General features: G+C 33.6%; 19 protein-coding genes. 16 read left to right on the top strand and 3 right to left on the bottom strand.

Annotated elements, in window-relative coordinates; translation table 11 throughout:
- Positions 1-26: 26 nt before the first annotated feature.
- Both ABEY15_RS20990 and ABEY15_RS20985 read left to right on the top strand, forming a co-directional pair.
- Positions 27-644 (top strand): helix-hairpin-helix domain-containing protein, encoded by a 618-nt coding sequence (locus tag ABEY15_RS20990; RefSeq protein WP_429892013.1) that lies wholly within the window; start codon positions 27-29, stop codon positions 642-644.
- Positions 645-655: 11 nt separating this feature from the next.
- On the top strand, positions 656-2995 hold the full coding sequence (locus ABEY15_RS20985; RefSeq protein ID WP_429892012.1) for a DNA internalization-related competence protein ComEC/Rec2: 2340 nt from the start codon (positions 656-658) through the stop codon (positions 2993-2995).
- Between the two features lie 39 nt (positions 2996-3034).
- Here the strand turns inward: ABEY15_RS20985 and ABEY15_RS20980 are convergent, their stop codons facing one another.
- Positions 3035-3169: a YqzM family protein gene (locus ABEY15_RS20980; RefSeq protein ID WP_335408090.1), complete on the bottom strand. Its 135-nt coding sequence runs from the start codon at positions 3167-3169 to the stop codon at positions 3035-3037.
- Between the two features lie 208 nt (positions 3170-3377).
- Between ABEY15_RS20980 and holA the strand changes: the two genes are divergently transcribed.
- Both holA and ABEY15_RS20970 read left to right on the top strand, forming a co-directional pair.
- Positions 3378-4385 carry a DNA polymerase III subunit delta gene (gene holA / locus ABEY15_RS20975; RefSeq protein ID WP_429892010.1) on the top strand — a complete coding sequence of 336 codons (1008 nt, stop codon included), beginning with the start codon at positions 3378-3380 and terminating at the stop codon, positions 4383-4385.
- Positions 4386-4579: 194 nt separating this feature from the next.
- On the top strand, positions 4580-5389 hold the full coding sequence (locus tag ABEY15_RS20970) for an aminoglycoside adenylyltransferase domain-containing protein (RefSeq protein ID WP_429892008.1): 810 nt from the start codon (positions 4580-4582) through the stop codon (positions 5387-5389).
- 89 nt (positions 5390-5478) lie between these two features.
- Here the strand turns inward: ABEY15_RS20970 and rpsT are convergent, their stop codons facing one another.
- Entirely contained in the window at positions 5479-5745 is a 267-nt protein-coding gene (gene rpsT / locus ABEY15_RS20965) for a 30S ribosomal protein S20 (RefSeq protein WP_056472820.1), read from the bottom strand.
- 219 nt (positions 5746-5964) lie between these two features.
- Between rpsT and gpr the strand changes: the two genes are divergently transcribed.
- From gpr to ABEY15_RS20905, 12 genes are all read left to right on the top strand, one after another.
- On the top strand, positions 5965-7065 hold the full coding sequence (gene gpr / locus ABEY15_RS20960; protein ID WP_129688143.1) for a GPR endopeptidase: 1101 nt from the start codon (positions 5965-5967) through the stop codon (positions 7063-7065).
- A gap of 24 nt (positions 7066-7089) precedes the next feature.
- Complete coding sequence (locus ABEY15_RS20955) at positions 7090-7440, top strand: hypothetical protein (protein WP_429892007.1); 351 nt, start codon at positions 7090-7092, stop codon at positions 7438-7440.
- Positions 7441-7549: 109 nt separating this feature from the next.
- Positions 7550-9370, top strand: a complete 1821-nt coding sequence (gene lepA, locus ABEY15_RS20950; protein WP_097978151.1) for a translation elongation factor 4 — start codon at positions 7550-7552, stop codon at positions 9368-9370.
- 284 nt (positions 9371-9654) lie between these two features.
- A complete protein-coding gene (gene hemW, locus ABEY15_RS20945; protein WP_429892006.1) occupies positions 9655-10791 on the top strand; it encodes a radical SAM family heme chaperone HemW in 1137 nt (378 codons plus the stop codon).
- A 167-nt stretch (positions 10792-10958) separates the two neighbouring features.
- Positions 10959-11987 (top strand): heat-inducible transcriptional repressor HrcA, encoded by a 1029-nt coding sequence (gene hrcA, locus ABEY15_RS20940; protein ID WP_429892005.1) that lies wholly within the window; start codon positions 10959-10961, stop codon positions 11985-11987.
- A gap of 57 nt (positions 11988-12044) precedes the next feature.
- Positions 12045-12617, top strand: a complete 573-nt coding sequence (gene grpE / locus ABEY15_RS20935) for a nucleotide exchange factor GrpE (RefSeq protein ID WP_429892004.1) — start codon at positions 12045-12047, stop codon at positions 12615-12617.
- 95 nt (positions 12618-12712) lie between these two features.
- The gene (gene dnaK, locus ABEY15_RS20930; protein ID WP_335408083.1) at positions 12713-14536 is read left to right on the top strand and encodes a molecular chaperone DnaK; all 1824 of its coding nucleotides are present in this window, start codon (positions 12713-12715) and stop codon (positions 14534-14536) included.
- Between the two features lie 301 nt (positions 14537-14837).
- Positions 14838-15971 carry a molecular chaperone DnaJ gene (dnaJ, locus tag ABEY15_RS20925; protein WP_429892003.1) on the top strand — a complete coding sequence of 378 codons (1134 nt, stop codon included), beginning with the start codon at positions 14838-14840 and terminating at the stop codon, positions 15969-15971.
- Positions 15972-16116: 145 nt separating this feature from the next.
- The gene (prmA, locus tag ABEY15_RS20920; protein ID WP_429892002.1) at positions 16117-17067 is read left to right on the top strand and encodes a 50S ribosomal protein L11 methyltransferase; all 951 of its coding nucleotides are present in this window, start codon (positions 16117-16119) and stop codon (positions 17065-17067) included.
- Between the two features lies 1 nt (position 17068).
- The gene (locus ABEY15_RS20915; RefSeq protein ID WP_429892001.1) at positions 17069-17821 is read left to right on the top strand and encodes a 16S rRNA (uracil(1498)-N(3))-methyltransferase; all 753 of its coding nucleotides are present in this window, start codon (positions 17069-17071) and stop codon (positions 17819-17821) included.
- Positions 17822-17825: 4 nt separating this feature from the next.
- A complete protein-coding gene (gene mtaB / locus ABEY15_RS20910) occupies positions 17826-19160 on the top strand; it encodes a tRNA (N(6)-L-threonylcarbamoyladenosine(37)-C(2))-methylthiotransferase MtaB (RefSeq protein ID WP_429892000.1) in 1335 nt (444 codons plus the stop codon).
- Between the two features lie 267 nt (positions 19161-19427).
- Positions 19428-19619 (top strand): hypothetical protein, encoded by a 192-nt coding sequence (locus tag ABEY15_RS20905; protein ID WP_429891998.1) that lies wholly within the window; start codon positions 19428-19430, stop codon positions 19617-19619.
- Between the two features lie 46 nt (positions 19620-19665).
- On the opposite strand, the gene ABEY15_RS20900 is transcribed toward ABEY15_RS20905, so the two are convergent.
- A complete protein-coding gene (locus ABEY15_RS20900) occupies positions 19666-20340 on the bottom strand; it encodes an epimerase (RefSeq protein ID WP_429891997.1) in 675 nt (224 codons plus the stop codon).
- Between the last annotated feature and the right edge of the window lie 242 nt (positions 20341-20582).

Below are 20582 nucleotides of genomic sequence, written 5' to 3'. Positions count from 1 at the left end.
ATATAAGTTAAAATGGAGGACTAATAATGAAAAAGTTAATTCATAATAAACTAGTTTGGATCGCTCTCGTAATTGTCGGTATTTTAGTCGTAAATTTTTATCAAACTGAGCGTAAAAATGAGGTAGTTTTTGCAAAAAAATCACTTGAAGAAGAAATAGTAAAGAAGAACGATGATCAGAAAAAAGAAGTTAGTATGCCAGTGATTTCAAAAGTATTTATGGTTGATGTAAAAGGTGCAATACAAAAACCAGGTGTAATCAAATGTAACGAAGGAGAGCGTGTTTTTGACGCGATTAGATTGGCGGGCGGATTTAAAGAAAAAGCTGATGTTAATAAGGTTAATTTAGCTGAAAAAATTTTTGACGAGATGGTCATTTATGTACCGTTTATTGGAGAAGAAACTGATCAAACTATAATTACTAATAGGGAGGATGAAACCAAACAAAATGAGACGATTGATATAAACCATGCATCACAGTCAGAATTGGAAAAAATACCGGGTGTTGGTCCAGCAAAAGCAAAAAATATTTTAGATTATATTGATCAAAATGGACCATTTACTTCAGTAGAACAATTAGAATCTGTAAATGGAATCGGCAAAAAATCCCTTGAAAAAATGACTCCGTTTATTGTCATTCGCTAAATTAAATTATTATGAGTATTTATCTTGCTTATATTGTTTTTGTACAAATAATAACAATCGTCTTTTTTAAAAACTATAATTTAATGTTTATATTAATATTTCTCATTTTAATAATTTTTTTAGTCGGAAAGAAAAAATGGCTACTTTTATTAATTTGCATTATTTCGCTATGTATTACATCTAGTATATGTTACCTACAAAACAAAAAGATGAATTCCCCTAAACCAAAGCCCTCGCAAAATGTTCGTGGTGAGATCACTTCTACTCCAATAATAGATGGTAACAAAGTTTCGTTTACATTTAAACTCCATAATCAAGAAATCTTACTAAATAGTTTTGCTAATACAAAAGAACAATTAAAAGTTTTTCAAAAAAGAAAAATAGGTGAAATATGTGAAGTAAAAGGTGAGGTTACTTTGCCTTTAGAAAATTCGAACCCATACTTATTTAATTATAAGAAGTATTTATTAAATCAAGGAATTCACTGGATTATTACTGCGAATCCAAATAGTTTAGGGGAATGTGAAAATGGAAAACGAACCATCCTTCAATCAATAAATTATAGTCGACATGCCATAACTAAATATGTAGAGATGAATTTTAATTCCAATACAGAAGGCTATATTAATGCGCTCTTATTTGGGGATCGATCAAAAATGAATTCAATTACAGAATCACAATATCAAATAGTGGGAATTGTTCATTTACTTGCGATTAGTGGTTCTCATATTAGTTTGTTGAGTCTTGTCATCTATTTTCTATTAATTAGAATTGGGGTAACAAAGGAAACCAGCTTGTTTATAACGATTTTGTGTATTATTTCTTATGGGTTTCTAGCAGGTGCTTCAGCATCAGTTGTCAGAGCAGTTATTATTGGTGTTCTAATTTGCTTCTACAAGTTAGCAAAAATGAAAGTTGATATTACTTCATTATTATTCATTTCTTGTATAATCATGTTATTTGCAAAACCAAATTATATTGATGATATTGGATTTCAATTTTCCTTTGTAACAAGTTTTGTACTCGTTTTAACGTCTGAACAAATATTAAATTACAAATCTTGGTATGCAAGGGCTCTTTATACATCGAGTATTACTCAACTAGTATCAATCCCAATATTACTTTTTAATTTTCACGAATTATCACCATACAGTATAATAATTAACTTACTTTTCATTCCTTATATTAGTTTTATTATTATGCCACTATGTATTTTTTGTTTTAGTTTAAGTTTTATTAATTTAGAAATAAGCGAACAGTTAACATTACTACTAACATTCTTTATTAACTTGTCAGATCAATTACTAAATATATGCATGCAATTACCGTTTATTAAGTTGATTTTTATACATCCATCAAAAGGAATTCTGCTTATATATATAGTTTTAATATTTTTAATTTTATACTTTATGGAAAGTGAGAAAGAAAAGAAATTATTTAATAATTGCCTGATTGGATTTTTTATTCTTATAAGCGGGCATTTATTTTATCCCACTATTAACCCAGTTGGAAAGATTATGTTTATTGATGTTGGTCAAGGTGACTGTATTCTTATAAAATTGCCTTTTAATAAAGGGAATTATGTAATTGATACGGGAGGTAAGTTAACTATAAAAGAAGAAACATGGATGAAGCGTAAAAAACCATTTTCAACAGGCAATGATTTATTGATTCCAATTTTAAAAGGAGAAGGAATTAGTAAAATAGATAAATTAATATTTACACATGGTGACATTGATCATATTGGAGGCGGAAAGGAGGTACTACAATCATTTTACGTAAAACAATTAATTGTAGGTGACAAGACGAATTTTAGTTCAGCAGAAAAAGAAAGAATTAATATAGCCATAAAAAAGGGAGTCGAGATTAAAAAAATAAGCGAAGGTATGAGTTGGAAAATCGGTCCGAATTATTTTCAAGCTATTTCGCCAATTAAGGATTATGAAGGTGAGGAAAATGAAGGGTCAATTGTTCTAAGGGCATACATTGGTGGGAAAAATTGGATATTTTCTGGCGATTTAGATGAAAATGGAGAAAATCGGCTGATCTCTAAATATCATGATTTAAAGGCAGATGTTTTGAAAATAGGGCATCATGGGAGCAAAACATCTACTTCCGAAAAATTTATTAAAGCAGTTATGCCTAAAATTGGCATTATTTCAGTTGGGGAAAAAAATAGATATGGTCATCCAACAAAAGAAGTACTTAATCGATTAAAAAAGTACAATGTTAAAATCTTACGTACTGATGAACTTGGAGCGATAACTTATGAATTTAAAAGAGGACAAGGTACCATTTATACATTTAAAGCATATCGTAAAACAAATAACAGAAACCAAGAAGTAAATTAAAAAGACTGCCGAGGCAGTCCAATCATTTGATTCTATGTATTATCTCGTAACAAACTCCACAACTGTTGCGATGATAAATAGAATTGCGAAGAAACCAAATGAAACAGCAAAGCCAACGCCAGAATCTGTTGAATCATTACGTTTGCTTTGAACATTTTTTTCAAAAGTATTCACAAATAACCCCTCCTAATTCAATTTTAGTATAAATCAATATAACTAAAAAATCCATAGTATGTTTGTTTAGTTATACCGTTTTAAATGAAGAAACCGGGTCTTTATTTAAAACGTTAATATAAATTAGAGATTAGTATTTACTAATCTCTTCCTTCTCATGTAGGACATGTTATACTATACTAAGAAAATTAGTGTAGAGGAGCAAAACATGATTAATGATTTACATAAAAAATTGAAAAAGAATGTGTCACCAATGTATTTATTGGTAGGTACTGAAGATTTTTTACTTCAAGAAGCGGAAAACTTAATCGTGAAAGCAGCTTTACAAGGAGAAATTGATGATTTTAACTATCAAACATATGATTTAAAAGAGGCTTATTTAAGTGAAGCACTTGAGGATGCTCAAACACCGTCCTTTTTTGGCGGCAACAAAGTCATCATCATAAAATCATGTTTGTTTTTAACAGCTCAAAAAGAAAAAAATGTACAAGATATAGAACCATTATTTGATTATATTGAAAATCCTGCACCTTTTACTACTGTTGTTTTTGTTGCTCCTTTTGAGAAATTGGACGAGCGAAAAAAAGTAACAAAAGCGTTAAAAAAACAAGTAGAGCTAGTTGAGTGTCATCCTGTTGAAACGAGTAATTTAGACGGCTGGATTAAAGAGCGGTTCACTGGGAATGTAACGATTACTAAAGAAGCAATTGAAAAATTAAAACTACTCGTTGGAAATAATTTATCGATATTAAAACTTGAATGTGAGAAACTACAATTGTTTATCGGGGATGAAGGCGAAGTTGATGCTGATCTTGTGGAAATGATGGTAGCAAAAACTATTGAACAAAACGTTTTTTCTCTTATCGAAAAAACAGCAGTTAGACAGACAACTGAGGCACTTAAAATTCTTCATGAGCTATTGTTTATAGGTGAAGAACCGATAAAGATTGTTGCATTATTAGCTAGCCAGTTTAGATTATTGTACGGAATAAAACAATTATCAAGTAGTGGGTACTCAAATAATCAAATCGCTTCTGCGGTTGGCGTATCTCCAGGAAGAGTATTTTATGGACAAAAGCAAGCGAATAACTTTCAGGCAAGTGAATTAAAAGAAGCAACACGATTAATTGCTGAAGTTGATTATAAAATGAAGACTGGTCAAGGAGATAAGGTTATGATCCTTGAAATGTTGATACTTCAATTAAATAAAAAATAGTAAGAAATTCAGTCTTAAATGAGTAGTATTTTAAAAAATTAAATAACAAATCAAATGGCAGTCCGATAACGTTAAATTGGACTGCCATTTTTGTGTTATAAAAAGGCTCAATTTTCAGTCTACTAATTATACAATTTGTTATAATGTAGTAATTGTGAAATTTTACCAACAAATGGTATTTGGGAGATGGGTGAATGGAGGAAATTCCTAAAGAAATAAACGTTGTATTAGATACATACTTTCATTATTTTGATTTAAAATTACCCAATTTAATTGATTCTTTTTATCTTTATGGATCGATTACATTAGGTGCTTTTAAGAATGGATCTAGCGATATCGATTTTATAGCTGTTGTTAAGCGCAAAGTATCTGATGCCGAATTAAAGATACTGAAAGAAATTCATAAAGCTGTGCAAAGAAAGTTTCCTAGTACAATTTTGGATGGGTGGTATATTCTTAATGAAGATATCAAGTCCTTAAATGAAGAAGGGAATTTATGTATTCGTTTCAATGATGGGAAGTTTCAAGGCTTAAATAAATTTCAAAAGAACTCCATTGATGCTTTTCAATTAAAAAAATACGGTATAACTGTAAGAGGGCTAAATATTGATAATGTGGATATTTCGGTAAACTGGGATACAATACTATCTAATATGGGAGATAATCTTAATTCTTATTGGCTTAGCTGGTTAAACAACTGTAAGAAGTTCCTTACAGTTAAATACTTGAGTTTATTTGTAAGTTTAAGAAGTATTGAATGGGGAATTTTGGGAGTTTCTCGACTTTATTACACATTTAAAGAAAAAGATATTACATCGAAAGTAGGAGCAGGTGAATATGTTTTAGAGGCGGTTCCCCAAAGATGGCATAAGATTATTAAGGAGTCAATGAGATTACGAACTGATCATAAGAAATCATATTACAAATCAATTTATACAAGAAGAAAAGATGCAATTGACTATATGGAGTTTTTGATTAAAGAATGTAATAAACTTATTCGATAAGTAAAACATCTGATTAGATTAAAAAAACGTCAGCGAAAAACTTTATTGCACGAAAAAATGGTGTCTCAGATGAGACACCATTTAATTCATTACGCGTTCATAGCGTTAACTTTTTTAGCTAAACGAGACTTTTGACGTGAAGCAGCGTTTTTGTGGATTAGATTGCTGTTAACAGCTTTATCTAATTTTTTAGAAGCAGTTAATAAAGCTTCTTGCGCTTTTTCAGTTTCGTTATTAGTAACTAAAGCTTCAACAGTTTTCACTGCAGTACGCATTTCTGATTTTAGAGATGCGTTGTGAGCACGATGAGCTTCAGCTGTTTTTACACGTTTAATAGCTGATTTAATATTTGGCATACCTTTCACCTCCCGAATGCAGTCGAGAAATTTGCCTCGAATACAAATAGAACAAAACTTATTTTATCAAAACAAGTCCCATTTGGCAATAGAATTCATAAAGCTATTTTCGCCTTTTCAAAAGAAAAATAAACAACTCGTTTAGAATTGGTAACATCTAGCTAAACTAGTTAAGAAGAGAATTGTTAAATTTCGATGAGTATTGTGGAGGCTAGATAAATGAGTGAGTTAGATTTAAGTCAATATAGTGTTCGAACAGATTTAGCAGTAGAGGCAAAAGAGATGCTCGAGGAGCGAGAACAAACAAAGGAAGAAATTACCGGCGTAATCGTCAAAGAACGTGAAGCAGATGGTGTAAGTATTTCTCATGTTCATATTAAAGAATCGGCATCTGAAAGAATTGGTAAAAAGCCAGGGAATTATTTAACACTTCAAGTTCAAGGTATTCGTGAACAAGATACTGAACTTCAAGAAAAGGTCGAAAAAGTTTTTGCAAACGAGTTTTCTGCTTTCTTAAAAAATTTAGGCATAACGGAAGATCAAACTTGTTTAGTAGTTGGATTAGGAAATTGGAATGTGACGCCTGATGCACTTGGTCCAATGGTTGTTGAAAATTTAGTTGTTACGAAGCATCTTTTTGAATTACAGCCTGAAAGTGTACAAGATGGTTATCGTCCAGTTTGTGCTTTATCCCCTGGTGTAATGGGGATAACTGGTATTGAAACGAGCGATATTATTTCAGGTGTCATTGATAAAGTAAAACCAGATTTTGTTATTGCGATCGATGCACTTGCAGCTAGGTCCATTGAACGAGTTAATACAACAATCCAAATTACAGATAATGGTATTCATCCAGGTTCTGGAATAGGGAATAAACGTAAAGAATTGAGCAAGGAAACACTAGGTATTCCGGTAATTGCTATAGGTGTTCCAACTGTTGTTGATGCTGTTGCGATTACAAGTGATACAATTGACTTCATTTTAAAACATTTTGGACGAGAAATAAAAGAGGGAGACAAGCCTGCTAAAGCGCTAATCCCTTCAGGAATGGCATTTGGAGAAAAGAAAAAGTATACCGATGAAGATATGCCTAGTGAAAAGGAACGAATGGCATTTATGGGGATTGTAGGAACACTTGAAGAGAATGAAAAACGAAAATTAATTCATGAGGTACTATCACCACTAGGTCATAACTTAATGGTTACACCAAAAGAAGTGGATACATTTATTGAAGATATGGCAAATATTATTGCTGGCGGTATGAACGCTGCTCTGCATTCTAAAATTAATCAAGACAATATTGGCTCATATACTCATTAATATTTCGTAAGTGAGGAGTAACAAATGAAATATATGGTTCGGTATTTTACGCTAATCATTATTTTTTCGATAACAATCATTACTTGTATGCAAGTTGCGAAAGACGGAATAAGTAAAGTTACTTCGACTGATTACTATCATGTAGACGATGTAGTAAAAATTTCAAAAGAAGATGGGAAAGCTGGTCCAGTACTTTTTGGAAAAGATTACACGAAAGAAGGACTAGCAATTAGAGAAGATTATTTAGAAAGATTAGGGGCATTTAATTATTTTACAGTTGTTGGTAAAGGACTATCCCATTTTGTTACGTATGTAACTGAAAAAGGGGTTAAGATTGTTGAAAAAATTCCTTCTATTATTGATAGCTTTAATTAGACCTTCTAAACTTCATTCGACATATACTGCTAATAGAGATTGAATATTTCCCTATTTTTTTGATATAATCAAAACTATCTATGCTGTCGAGAAATTTAGGAGTGATGAAATGAATAAAGAGTCAAGATCAGAAAGACAAAAGAGAATTAGAAACTTTTCAATCATCGCACACATTGACCATGGAAAATCTACATTAGCAGATAGAATTCTTGAGAAAACAAATGCATTAACTCAGCGTGAGATGAAGTCTCAGCTATTAGACTCAATGGATTTAGAGCGTGAACGTGGAATTACCATTAAATTAAATGCTGTGCAGTTACAATATAAAGCTAAAAATGGTGAAGAATATATTCTTCATTTAATCGATACACCTGGACATGTCGACTTCACTTATGAAGTTTCACGTAGTTTAGCAGCGTGTGAAGGCGCAATTCTTGTAGTTGATGCTGCACAAGGTATCGAAGCACAAACGTTAGCCAACGTATATTTAGCTTTAGACAATGATTTAGAAATCTTACCAGTTATTAATAAGATTGACTTACCAAGTGCTGAGCCTGAACGTGTAAGACAAGAAGTTGAAGAGGTAATCGGTCTAGATGCTTCTGAAGCGGTATTAGCTTCTGCTAAAGCAGGAATCGGAATAGAAGAAATTCTAGAACAAATCGTAGAAAAAGTACCAGCACCAACAGGTGATCCAGATGGGCCTTTAAAAGCACTTATTTTTGATTCATTATTCGATCCATATCGTGGTGTAGTTGCTTATATTCGTATCGTAGAAGGTACTGTAAAAGTAGGTCAAAAAATTAGAATGATGGCTACAGGTAAAGAATTCGAAGTAGTTGAAGCTGGCGTATTTACTCCTCGTACTACACAACGAGACGAATTAACTGTAGGTGACGTAGGTTTCTTAACAGCTTCTATTAAGAATGTTGGAGATACTCGCGTTGGGGATACAATTACCCTTGCTGAGAATCCAGCAACTGAGCCACTACCAGGTTATCGTAAATTAAATCCTATGGTATTCTGTGGATTATATCCAATTGATACTTCTAAATATAATGATTTACGTGATGCACTTGAAAAGCTTCAATTAAATGATGCAGCTTTACAATTTGAAGCAGAAACTTCACAAGCTTTAGGATTTGGTTTCCGTTGTGGATTTTTAGGATTATTACACATGGAAATCATTCAAGAGCGTATTGAACGTGAATTCAAAATTGATTTAATTACAACAGCACCAAGTGTTATCTATAATGTATACACAACAAAAGACGAGATGATTATTGTTGATAACCCTGCTCATATGCCAGACCCTCAATCAATTGATCGAGTAGAAGAGCCTTACGTTAAAGCAAAAATAATGGTTCCAAATGACTTTGTTGGAGCAATCATGGAGCTTTGCCAAAAGAAACGTGGAAACTTTATTGATATGCAATATTTAGATGCAAACCGTGTAACATTAACTTACGAAATTCCATTATCTGAAATTGTTTATGATTTCTTTGACCAATTAAAATCAAGCACAAAAGGTTATGCATCATTTGATTATGAATTAATTGGCTACAAAGTTTCTAAACTTGTGAAAATGGATATTTTATTAAACGGTGAACAAGTAGATGCTCTATCATTTATCGTTCATAGAGACGCTGCTTATGATCGTGGAAAAATTATCGTTGAAAAATTAAAAGAACTTATTCCAAGACAACAGTTCGAAGTACCAGTTCAAGCGGCAATCGGACAAAAAATCGTTGCTCGTTCAACAATTAAGTCAATGGGTAAAAACGTATTAGCAAAATGTTACGGTGGGGATATCTCTCGTAAACGTAAGCTATTAGATAAGCAAAAAGAAGGTAAAAAGCGAATGAAAGCCGTTGGATCTGTAGAGGTTCCACAAGAGGCATTCATGGCTGTTTTACGTATGGATGACTAATAATTAAAAGGAATTCATCAATTGTAGAATTGATGAATATCTAAAGTTGCCACCGTAATTTATTTACGGTGGCATTTTTCATTTTAGATTCATTATTTTTTTACTTAAATTGTTATTAATAAAAAGTAAGATGTAAATAATGATTAATAATAGTAAAGCGATTAATTAGACAAATATCATAAGAAAATATACAATCATAAAAGTTAAAATCAACAAAAGTCCCTGAATCTGCACCTTAGTTGGTATTGGATCAGGGGCTTTTCACATAGAAAAGAGGAGAAGGTATGGCATCTTCCGTTTATATTCATATACCATTTTGTCAGCAGATTTGTTACTACTGCGATTTTAATAAATTTATGATGGACCGTCAGCCGGTTGATCAGTATTTAGAATATCTAGAGAAAGAGATTGTTGAAAGTTTAAAAAGAAATCCGATTATAGATTTGAAAACAGTTTTTGTAGGTGGAGGTACGCCAACCGCATTAACTTTGCCCCAAACTCAAACGTTAGTAGATATGATTAATAAACATATCATTAAAGGGAAAAAAGAAATTGAAATGACTTTTGAAAGTAATCCAAATGAAATTTCAAAAGAGAAACTTCAGATCTTAAAAGATGGTGGAGTGAATCGAATTAGTTTTGGAGCGCAAACATTTGATGAAGGTTTACTGAAAAAGATTGGAAGAACACATTCACCAAATGAAATAGAAGAAGCAATTCAAACCGCCAAAGAAGTCGGAATTGATAATATTAATCTTGATTTAATGTATGCATTACCTGGTCAAACAATGGAACAATTCGTTGATTCTTTAGATAAAGCAATGAAGTTACCGATTCAGCATATCTCAGCATATTCATTAATTATTGAACCAAAAACGGTTTTTTACATAGAAATGAATAGGGGCAAGCTTAAACCAGCCCCAGAAGAAGATGAAGCGGCTATGTATGACTTTTTAATGAACTATTTAGAGAAAAAGGGCTTTCATCAATATGAAATCAGCAATTTTGAAAAAAATGGCTTAGAAAGTAAACATAATCTTGTTTATTGGAATAATGAAGAGTATTTTGGATTTGGTGCAGGAGCACATGGCTATATTAATGGAATTCGATATTCAAACGCAGGACCATTAAAGAAATATTTCCAGTTGATAGATGATACTGGTGTCCCAATTGTTCATGAGCATACGGTAACGAAGCAAGAAAAAATGGAAGAAGAAATGTTTTTAGGGCTACGTAAAATGCAGGGAGTTTCGGAAAGAAAGTTCCAAGAGAAATTTGGTTCTAACTTTAATGAAGTATTTCCGAACGTAATTGAAAAACTAATGAGAGATGGATTAGTCGAGATGAATGGAGTATATCTTCGATTATCCCACAAAGGGAAGTTACTAGGAAACGAAGTATTTCAGGCATTTTTACTTTAAAAGCATAAGGGACAATAGATCATTCTGATGTATTTATTATTTCCTAATCCATGAATCCTGCACTTCTTTTTTCCTGCCCTTAACTTCTTGACATCGTATAAAGGATTTGTTAAGTTAATAATATATTTAGCACTCACTAGATAAGAGTGCTAATAGAGGTGATAAACATGTTGACTGAAAGACAGTTATTGATACTCCAAATTATTATCGATGACTTTATTCGCATGGCACAACCTGTTGGTTCAAGGAGTTTATCTAAAAAGGAAGGTATTTCATTTAGTTCAGCAACGATACGAAATGAGATGGCTGATTTAGAGGAACTTGGTTATATTGAAAAGCCTCATAGCTCTGCAGGTCGAATCCCTTCTGAAAAAGGGTATCGTTTTTATGTAGACCATCTGTTATCACCACAAATTGTTAATGAAGATGATGTTCGTTCGATAAAAGGTATTTTTGCCGAGCGTATTTTTGAAATAGAAAAGCTTGTGAAAAATTCAGCTGATATACTATCTGATTTAACAAACTACACAACAATTGCACTGGGACCAAAAGTTACTGAAAATAAGCTTAAAAATATTCAGCTTATTCCAATAGGACCTAATACAGCAGTATCAATTATTGTGACAGACACAGGTATTGTTAAAAATCGAACAGTAACTATACCACCTGGTGTGTCTATGAGTGATATTGAGAAAATGGTAAATATATTAAATGAGCGACTAGTAAATGTTCCAATTCATCAAATAAATGACAAGCTTTATAAAGAAATTGCAATGATTTTACGTACGCATATTTCGAACTATGAAAGTGTTATTAAGATGATTGGTGGCACTATTGACGTACCGATTGAACAAAAGCTGATTTTAAGTGGAAAAACGAATATTTTAGCTCAACCAGAATTTCATAATGTTGAGACAATGAAAGTATTGTTAAACATGATTGAAAAGCAAGATGAACTAAAAAGTATTATTCCTTTTGAACAGATGGGTTTAAGTGTCAAAATTGGTAAGGAAAATGAAAAGTCTGGATTAGAAAATGTAAGTATCATTAGCGCAACCTATTCATTAGGTGAAGATCAAATTGGTACAATCGCAGTATTAGGACCTACTCGAATGGAATACTCTCGAGTAATCTCATTAATGCATTTAATAACAGGGCAATTGAATTTATTATTTTCATCTAAGGATGTTGAATAAATCCATTGTGAAAAGAAACAATGGATTACATATAAAAAAATAGGAGGTGAAGGTGACATGACAGAACGTCAGGAAGAACTTTTAAATGAAGAAGTAGTGAATGAAGAAACTACTGTTGAAGAGCCTTCAATCTTTACAGAAGAAAATACAGAAGAGAAAACTGACAATGTGAATTCTGCTGAAGAAGAGCTTCAAAAACTTCGTGCTGAAGTAGATGAGAAGGAAAATAAGTACTTACGTCTACATGCTGATTTCGAAAATTATAAACGTCGTGCACTTTTAGACCAACAATCTTTAATGACTTATCGTGCTCAAAGTTTAGTAACTGATTTATTACCAGTACTAGATAATTTCGAACGTGCACTACAAGTTGAAGCATCAGACGAGCAAACTGCTTCTTTAAAACAAGGTATGGAAATGGTTTACCGTTTACTTGTTGAAGCTGTGAAAAAAGAAGGTGTAGAAGAAATCCCAGCACTTGGTGAACAATTCGATCCGAATGTCCATCAAGCTGTAATGCAAGAAAGTGATGATTCTAAGCCATCTAATGAAGTTTTACAAGAATTCCAAAAAGGCTATAAGCTAAAGGACAGAGTAATTCGTCCATCAATGGTAAAAGTAAACGAGTAATTAGTTAAGCGTCTATTTAAATCGCTAACATAAATATAAAAATTTTTTTAAAAAAACTAAAATAGAACTTATGTAAATTTTAGGAGGAACATGCAATGAGTAAAATTATTGGTATTGACTTAGGTACAACTAACTCTTGTGTCGCAGTATTAGAAGGTGGAGAACCAAAAGTAATTCCGAATCCAGAGGGTGGACGTACAACTCCGTCAGTTGTTGCGTTCAAAAATGGTGAGCGTCAAGTTGGGGAAGTAGCAAAGCGTCAAGCAATTACAAACCCTAACACAATCATGTCTATTAAACGTCATATGGGTACTACACATAAAGAAAACATTGAGGGTAAAGATTTTTCTCCACAAGAGATTTCTGCAATTATTCTTCAAAACTTAAAGGCATCTGCTGAAGCTTATTTAGGTGAAGCAGTAACGAAAGCAGTTATTACAGTACCTGCATACTTCAATGATGCTGAGCGTCAAGCAACTAAAGATGCTGGTAAAATCGCAGGTTTAGAAGTAGAACGTATCATCAATGAGCCAACTGCGGCTGCATTAGCATACGGTTTAGATAAAATGGATGAAGACCAAACAATCTTAGTTTATGACTTAGGTGGCGGTACATTCGACGTTTCAATCCTTGAATTAGGAGATGGAATTTTTGAAGTTAAAGCTACAGCTGGTGACAACCGTTTAGGTGGAGATGACTTCGACCAAGTTATCATTGATTACTTAGTAGCTGAATTCAAAAAAGAAAACGGTGTTGATTTAAGCCAAGATAAAATGGCATTACAACGTTTAAAAGATGCTGCTGAAAAAGCGAAAAAAGATTTATCAGGTATTACTTCAACTCAAATTTCATTACCATTCATTAGCATGGGTGCAGCTGGTCCATTACACTTAGAGTTAAACTTAACTCGTGCAAAATTCGAAGAGCTTTCTCACAACTTAGTAGAAAGAACTTTAGGCCCAACTCGTCAAGCAATGAAGGATTCTGGCTTAACAGCTAGTCAAATTGATAAAGTAATTTTAGTAGGTGGTTCAACTCGTATTCCTGCTGTTCAAGAAGCAATCAAAAAAGAAACAGGAAAAGAACCACATAAAGGTGTAAACCCAGATGAAGTAGTAGCATTAGGTGCTGCAATTCAAGGTGGAGTATTAACTGGTGATGTAAAAGACGTAGTATTACTAGACGTAACTCCATTATCATTAGGTATCGAAACAATGGGTGGAGTATTTACAAAGTTAATCGAACGTAATACAACAATCCCAACAAGTAAATCTCAAGTTTTCTCAACAGCTGCTGACAATCAACCTGCTGTAGACATTCATGTACTACAAGGTGAGCGTCCAATGGCTAATGACAATAAAACATTAGGTCGCTTCCAATTATCGGATATCCCACCAGCACCACGTGGAATTCCTCAAATTGAAGTATCATTTGATATCGACAAAAATGGTATCGTAACAGTACGTGCAAAAGACCTAGGTACTCAAAAAGAACAAAACATCGTAATTCAATCTTCTTCAGGTTTAAGTGATGAAGAAGTAGAACGCATGGTAAAAGAAGCAGAATTAAATGCTGATGCTGATGCAAAACGTAAAGAAGAAGTAGATCTTAAAAACGAAGCTGATCAATTAGTATTCCAAGTAGAGAAAACTTTAAAAGATCTTGAAGGAAAAGTTGAAGAAGCAGAGGTTACTAAAGCTAACGAAGCTAAAGACGCATTAAAAGCAGCTTTAGAAGCTGGTAACTTAGATGATATCCGTACGAAGAAAGATGCTCTTTCTGAAATCGTTCAAGCTTTATCAATGAAGCTTTATGAGCAAGCTGCTGCTGCACAACAAGCTGCAGGTGGAGCTGAAGGCGGAGCGAAACAAGACGATGTAGTAGACGCTGAGTTTACTGAAGTTAAAGAAGATAAATAATACCGAAAAGTGGAAGGCGTTTGCTCAGTAACGCCTGGAACTAGACAATAACGAAAAGTGGAAGGCGTTTGGTCAGCCCCGACAAGCATAAGAACAATAACGGAAAAAGTTTGGTTTTTAACTTTTACCGTTATTGGGCTTATGACCTCGAGGGGCTAACGCCTGGAACTAGACAATATATATATCTAAAAAAGGGAAGTCAAAGTCAGGGTAGCCTTGGCTTTGACTTTTTCTTTTTCTTTTAGAAATGCACAGGATATGTTAAAATATTCTTTATGTGAAAGGAGCGGATTGTAACACTATGAGTAAACGTGATTATTATGATGTGCTTGGTGTGAGTAAAAGTGCATCACAAGATGAAATAAAAAAATCGTTTCGTAAATTAGCAAAAACATATCATCCGGACGTTAATAAGGATCCTGATGCACCTGAAAAGTTTAAAGAGGTGCAAGAAGCATACGAAAATTTATCAGATGATCAAAAACGTGCTCATTATGATCAGTTTGGTCATACAGATCCAAACCAAGGTTTCGGCGGTGGCGGATTTGGCGGCGGCGGATTCGGTGGATTTGAAGATATTTTCAGTCAGTTTTTTGGTGGTGGCGGTGGACGTCGTCGTGACCCGAACGCACCAAGAGCTGGAGCTGATTTGCAATATACAATGACGATCCAGTTTGAAGAAGCAGCATTTGGAATGGAAAAAGAAATTGAAATTCCAACTGAAGAAACATGTCATACATGTAGTGGTTCAGGCGCAAAACCTGGTACATCAAAAGAAACTTGTAATCATTGTCATGGCTCAGGACAGATGAGTGTTGAACAAAATACTCCATTTGGACGTATTGTAAACCGTACGACATGTTCACACTGTCAAGGTACTGGTCAGATTATTAAAGATAAATGTAATACTTGTCATGGTGCTGGCCGAGTAAAAACTCGTAAGAAAATCATGGTTAAAGTACCAGCCGGTATCGATGATGGACAACAAATTCGACTTTCAGGTCAAGGAGAACCAGGTAAAAATGGAGGTCCTGCTGGAGATTTATATATCGCATTCCATGTTCGTGAGCATGAATTCTTTGAACGTGACGGAAATGACGTTTACTGCGAGCTTCCATTAACATTTGCACAAGCTGCATTAGGTGATGAAGTTGAAGTTCCTACATTGCATGGTAAAGTAAAAACGAAAATTCCTGCTGGAACACAAACTGGTACTAGAATGCGTTTAAAAGGTAAAGGTATCAAAGATGTGCGTGGATACGGTCAAGGTGATCAGCACGTAATCGTAAAAGTTATCACACCAACAAAACTAACAAGCCGTCAAAAAGAATTGCTTGAGGAGTTTTACAATATTGGCAAAGGTCAAAAAGACGACAAACACGATTCTTTCTTTACAAAGTTAAAGCGTGCAGTTAAGAATTTTGGCGAACAATAAGGAAGTTATTAATTCAGTACGTTAGTTAAGGTAAAAAGTGGAAACACTAAATAGAAGAAGTAATTTAAATGGCACCCTCTAATTCTGACTATGATTAGAGGGTATTGCCAAGTAAAGAAGAGAGTATGAATGGAGTTGGTAGATTATGAAATGGTCAGAATTAAGTATTCACACTACACAGGATGCGGTTGAACCGATTTCTAACATTTTACACGAAGCTGGTGCAAGTGGTGTTGTCATAGAGGATGTGTTTGATTTGACGAAGGAGCGAGCACAGGTTTACGGTGAAATCTACCAACTTAACCCAAAAGATTATCCAGAGGAAGGTGTAATCGTTAAAGCATACCTTCCTGTGAATAGTTTTTTAAACGATACGATCGACGGTATAAAAGAAGCAATTAATAATTTAATTTCATATGATATTGATTTAGGAAAAAATACATTTGCTGTGCATGAAGTAAACGAAGAAGATTGGGCGACTGCATGGAAAAAATATTATCATCCAATTTCAATCTCAGATCGATTTACAATTGTACCTTCTTGGGAAGAGTATGAAGTCAAATCATCAGACGAATTAATTATCGAATTAGATCCAGGAATGGCGTTTGGTACTGGTACTCATCCTACAACCGTTATGTGTATTCGTGCACTTGAGAAAATTGTTAAATCAACTGACCGTGTAATCGATGTAGGTACTGGTTCAGGAGTATTAAGTATTGCAGCTGCTAAACTTGGCTCTACAAATATAGAAGCTTATGACTTAGACGATGTAGCTGTTCGAAGTGCAAAAGAAAACGTTGTATTAAACAAAGTTGACGATGTAATAAAAGTTGGACAAGGTAACTTACTACAGGGTATTGAAGGTCCGTTCCAAGTAGTTGTTGCGAACTTACTTGCTGAAATTATTCTTCGCTTCGTAGATGATGTTTTTAATGTTTTAGAACCAGGTGGAACATTTATTTCTTCAGGAATTATTGGTGCTAAACAAGAAGACATCGAAAATGAGCTTAAACGAGTTGGTTTTGAAGTGAAGGAAGTATTACATTTAGAGGACTGGGTTGCAATTATTGCAAAAAAGCCAGAACAAGGAATGTAATATGCAAAGATATTTTATAGAAGAAAAGCAGCTCCAAAATGATCTAGTTACAATAACTGGTGATGATGCTCATCATATCGCAAATGTAATGCGAATGAAGCTAGATCAAGAAATCATTTGTACAGTTCCAGGTTCTTCAACTGTTCGTTGTACACTTACAAATATTTCTAGTGAACAAATAACTGCAGCTGTTGTAGAATATGTTGAGAATACAAATGAACTACCAATATCAATTACGATTGCTAGTGGACTACCAAAAGGTGATAAACTAGAGTTAATCATACAAAAAGGTACGGAGCTTGGTGCTTCTGGTTTTTTACCTTTTGCTGCAGCTAGATCAATTGTTAAATTAGATGATAAAAAAGCTGGAAAAAAGGTTGATAGATGGCAAAAAATTGCAAAAGAAGCGGCGGAACAATCATATCGATTTATTGTACCAACTGTGGAACAGCCAGCAACTTTTCAACAATTACTTAACTCAATACAGTATTATGATGCGTGTATTGTTGCATATGAAGAAAGTGCAAAAACAGGAGAATCAGCAGGACTTGTTCAGACATTCCAGTCATTAAAGGAAGGTTCACGATTATTAGTAGTTTTCGGACCAGAAGGTGGTTTGTCAGAGAAAGAAGTTAATCAGCTAGAAGAAAAAGGTGCTAAGCTATGTGGACTTGGACCAAGAATTCTACGAACAGAAACAGCACCATTTTATGTTTTAGCTGCTGCCTCCTTTCATTTTGAATTAATGGGGTGAAGAAATGCCACAAGTAGCTTTTCATACATTAGGCTGTAAAGTTAACCATTACGAAACAGAAGCAATTTGGCAACTGTTTAAAGCAGCAGGCTATGAACGTACTGAATACGAGACAAAAGCTGATGTTTATGTAATTAATACTTGTACAGTTACAAATACAGGTGACAAAAAAAGTAGACAAGTAATCCGTCGTGCCGTGCGCAAAAATCCAGATGCAGTAATTTGTGTAACTGGATGTTATGCACAAACATCTCCAGCCGAAATCATGGCAATTCCTGGGGTGGATATCGTTGTTGGTACACAGGACCGTACTAAAATGCTAGATTATATCGAGCAATATCGTGTAGAACGCCAACCAATTAATGGCGTAGGAAATATTATGAAAGCACGAGTTTATGAAGAGTTAGATGTACCTGCTTTTACTGATCGTACACGTGCTTCATTAAAAATTCAAGAAGGTTGTAACAACTTCTGTACGTTCTGTATTATTCCATGGGCACGTGGTTTAATGCGTTCTCGTGATCCAAAAGAAGTTGTAAAACAAGCTACGCAATTAGTTGAATCAGGATATAAGGAAATTGTTTTAACTGGTATTCACACTGGTGGATACGGTCAAGACATGAAAGATTACAACTTAGCAATGTTATTAAAAGATTTAGAAACAGTTGAAGGATTAAAACGTGTTCGTATTTCTTCAATTGAAGCTAGTCAAATTACAGATGAAGTAATTGAAGTTCTTCGTCACTCAAATATTGTCGTTCGTCACTTACACGTACCATTACAATCGGGATCAGATACTGTCCTAAAACGTATGCGTCGTAAATATACAATGGCTGAATTTGCTGAAAGAATTGAAAAATTACGCGAAGTATTACCAAACTGTTCAATTACATCTGATGTAATCGTAGGTTTCCCAGGTGAAACTGAAGAAGAGTTCATGGAAACGTACAATTTCATTCGTGACAATAAATTCTCTGAATTACACGTATTCCCATACTCTAAACGCACAGGTACACCAGCTGCACGTATGGAAGATCAAGTTGACGAAGAAATTAAAAATGAACGTGTACACCGTTTAATTGAATTATCAAATCAACTTGCAAAAGAATACGCATCAATGTTTGATGGAGATGTTCTAGAAGTTATTCCGGAAGAAAAGTATACTGAAAATAGCGCAGAAGGACTATTAATAGGTTACACAGACAATTATCTAAAAGTCGTCTTCGAAGGAACAGAAGACATGATCGGTAAAATTGTAAAAGTTAAAATCGCTGAAGCTGGTTATCCAGTTAATAAAGGTGAATTTGTCCGAGTATTAGAAGATGTAGCTGTTAATTAAGGATAAAATAAATAAAAGGATAGGTAATCTAGAATTCATCTGGGATTATCTATCCTTTTTTGCTATTTATTTTTGTTAATTGATAAAATCGATAAATGTTTTGCTTCTCCAGAACAAGAGAATGAATTTTTTCATTTTTTTCCTTAAAGAAAAAAGAAGTTCAAAAAGATTAAAACTTTGAAATAGACCTATATAATTAATTCCCTCAAACTACCTGTAATTTAAAGTTACATCTATACACAATATAAATACAGAGGTGAAATAATAATGTCAAAAGATAATTCAAGAAAAACGGATGACAATCATATCCACGTTGCTACCAACTCATACTTAGACACGAGCGAAAACGACTCTAATAAAATTAATTATGACGAAGGTGGTAGCCCATATCTAGATACAAATGAAGACGCATCTTCAGCAGCCAACACAAGAAGAGGAGCTCCATATTTAAATACTTAAACGAAAGAGGAATGGGGAAAGAAGAAAGCATCTTTCCCTATACCTTTTAATCACTCTTTTCTCCTGTCCTATTAATATCTTCAACCTCAATCAAAGGCTTATGGTAACCAGCTTTTGCAATATGGATCATTGATCGGCCAATTTGTTCTGAAGTTGTTATTGAGTTTGGAAAGACTTTTTTTAGTATCGGATAAATAGGTTTCGTGACGTTATAGCCGTATTGATATAGTTTAGTTTTAGATTTTATATCTTTATGTGGAATAATTGCACCTGGTCGAAACATGTATGCAGCTTTAAACGGTAATTTTAACAAGTCATTTTCTGTTTTTCCCTTCACTCTAGCCCACATTGTACGACCTTTCTCAGTACTATCGGTACCTGATCCTGTGACATAAATGAATGTCATTTGAGGATTCAATATTGATAATGTACGTGCGATGGATAATGTCAGGTCATATGTAATCTTACGATAATCTTCCTCGGTCATTCTAAATGATGAAACACCTAGACAAAAAAAACATGCATCAAATCCAGATAATTGACTTTCAATTGGGGATAAATCAAGCAGATTAGAATGTTTAATTTCATGGAATTTTTCATGTTGAATTCCTGTAATGCTACGACCAATTGAGTAAATCGAGCTAACAGAATGATCTTGTAAGCATTCTCTTAATACACTTTGACCAACCATTCCAGTTGCTCCAAAAAGTAAAACCTTCATAATGTAAACCTCCAAAATTTATTTTCATCACTCATCTCATGGGCAAATAATAAATGATAAATCATTTTTAAGCAATTTAAAACTGAAAAATAATCGTTCAAAATATGTAAGTGAATATTAAATATAATCTAATAAAATAGGATGTTTCTTAAAGGGGTGAAATTTAGAACTATTACTTACTTTTTAGCTGATAAATAACTTCAAAATCGAAAAGAGCTGATCAAGTAATTGATTAGACCTTC

The organism is Gottfriedia acidiceleris (assembly GCF_050457485.1).
Taxonomy (GTDB): Bacteria; Bacillota; Bacilli; order Bacillales; family Bacillaceae_G; genus Gottfriedia; species Gottfriedia acidiceleris_D.
This window is presented reverse-complemented; position numbering and strand designations above follow the sequence as displayed.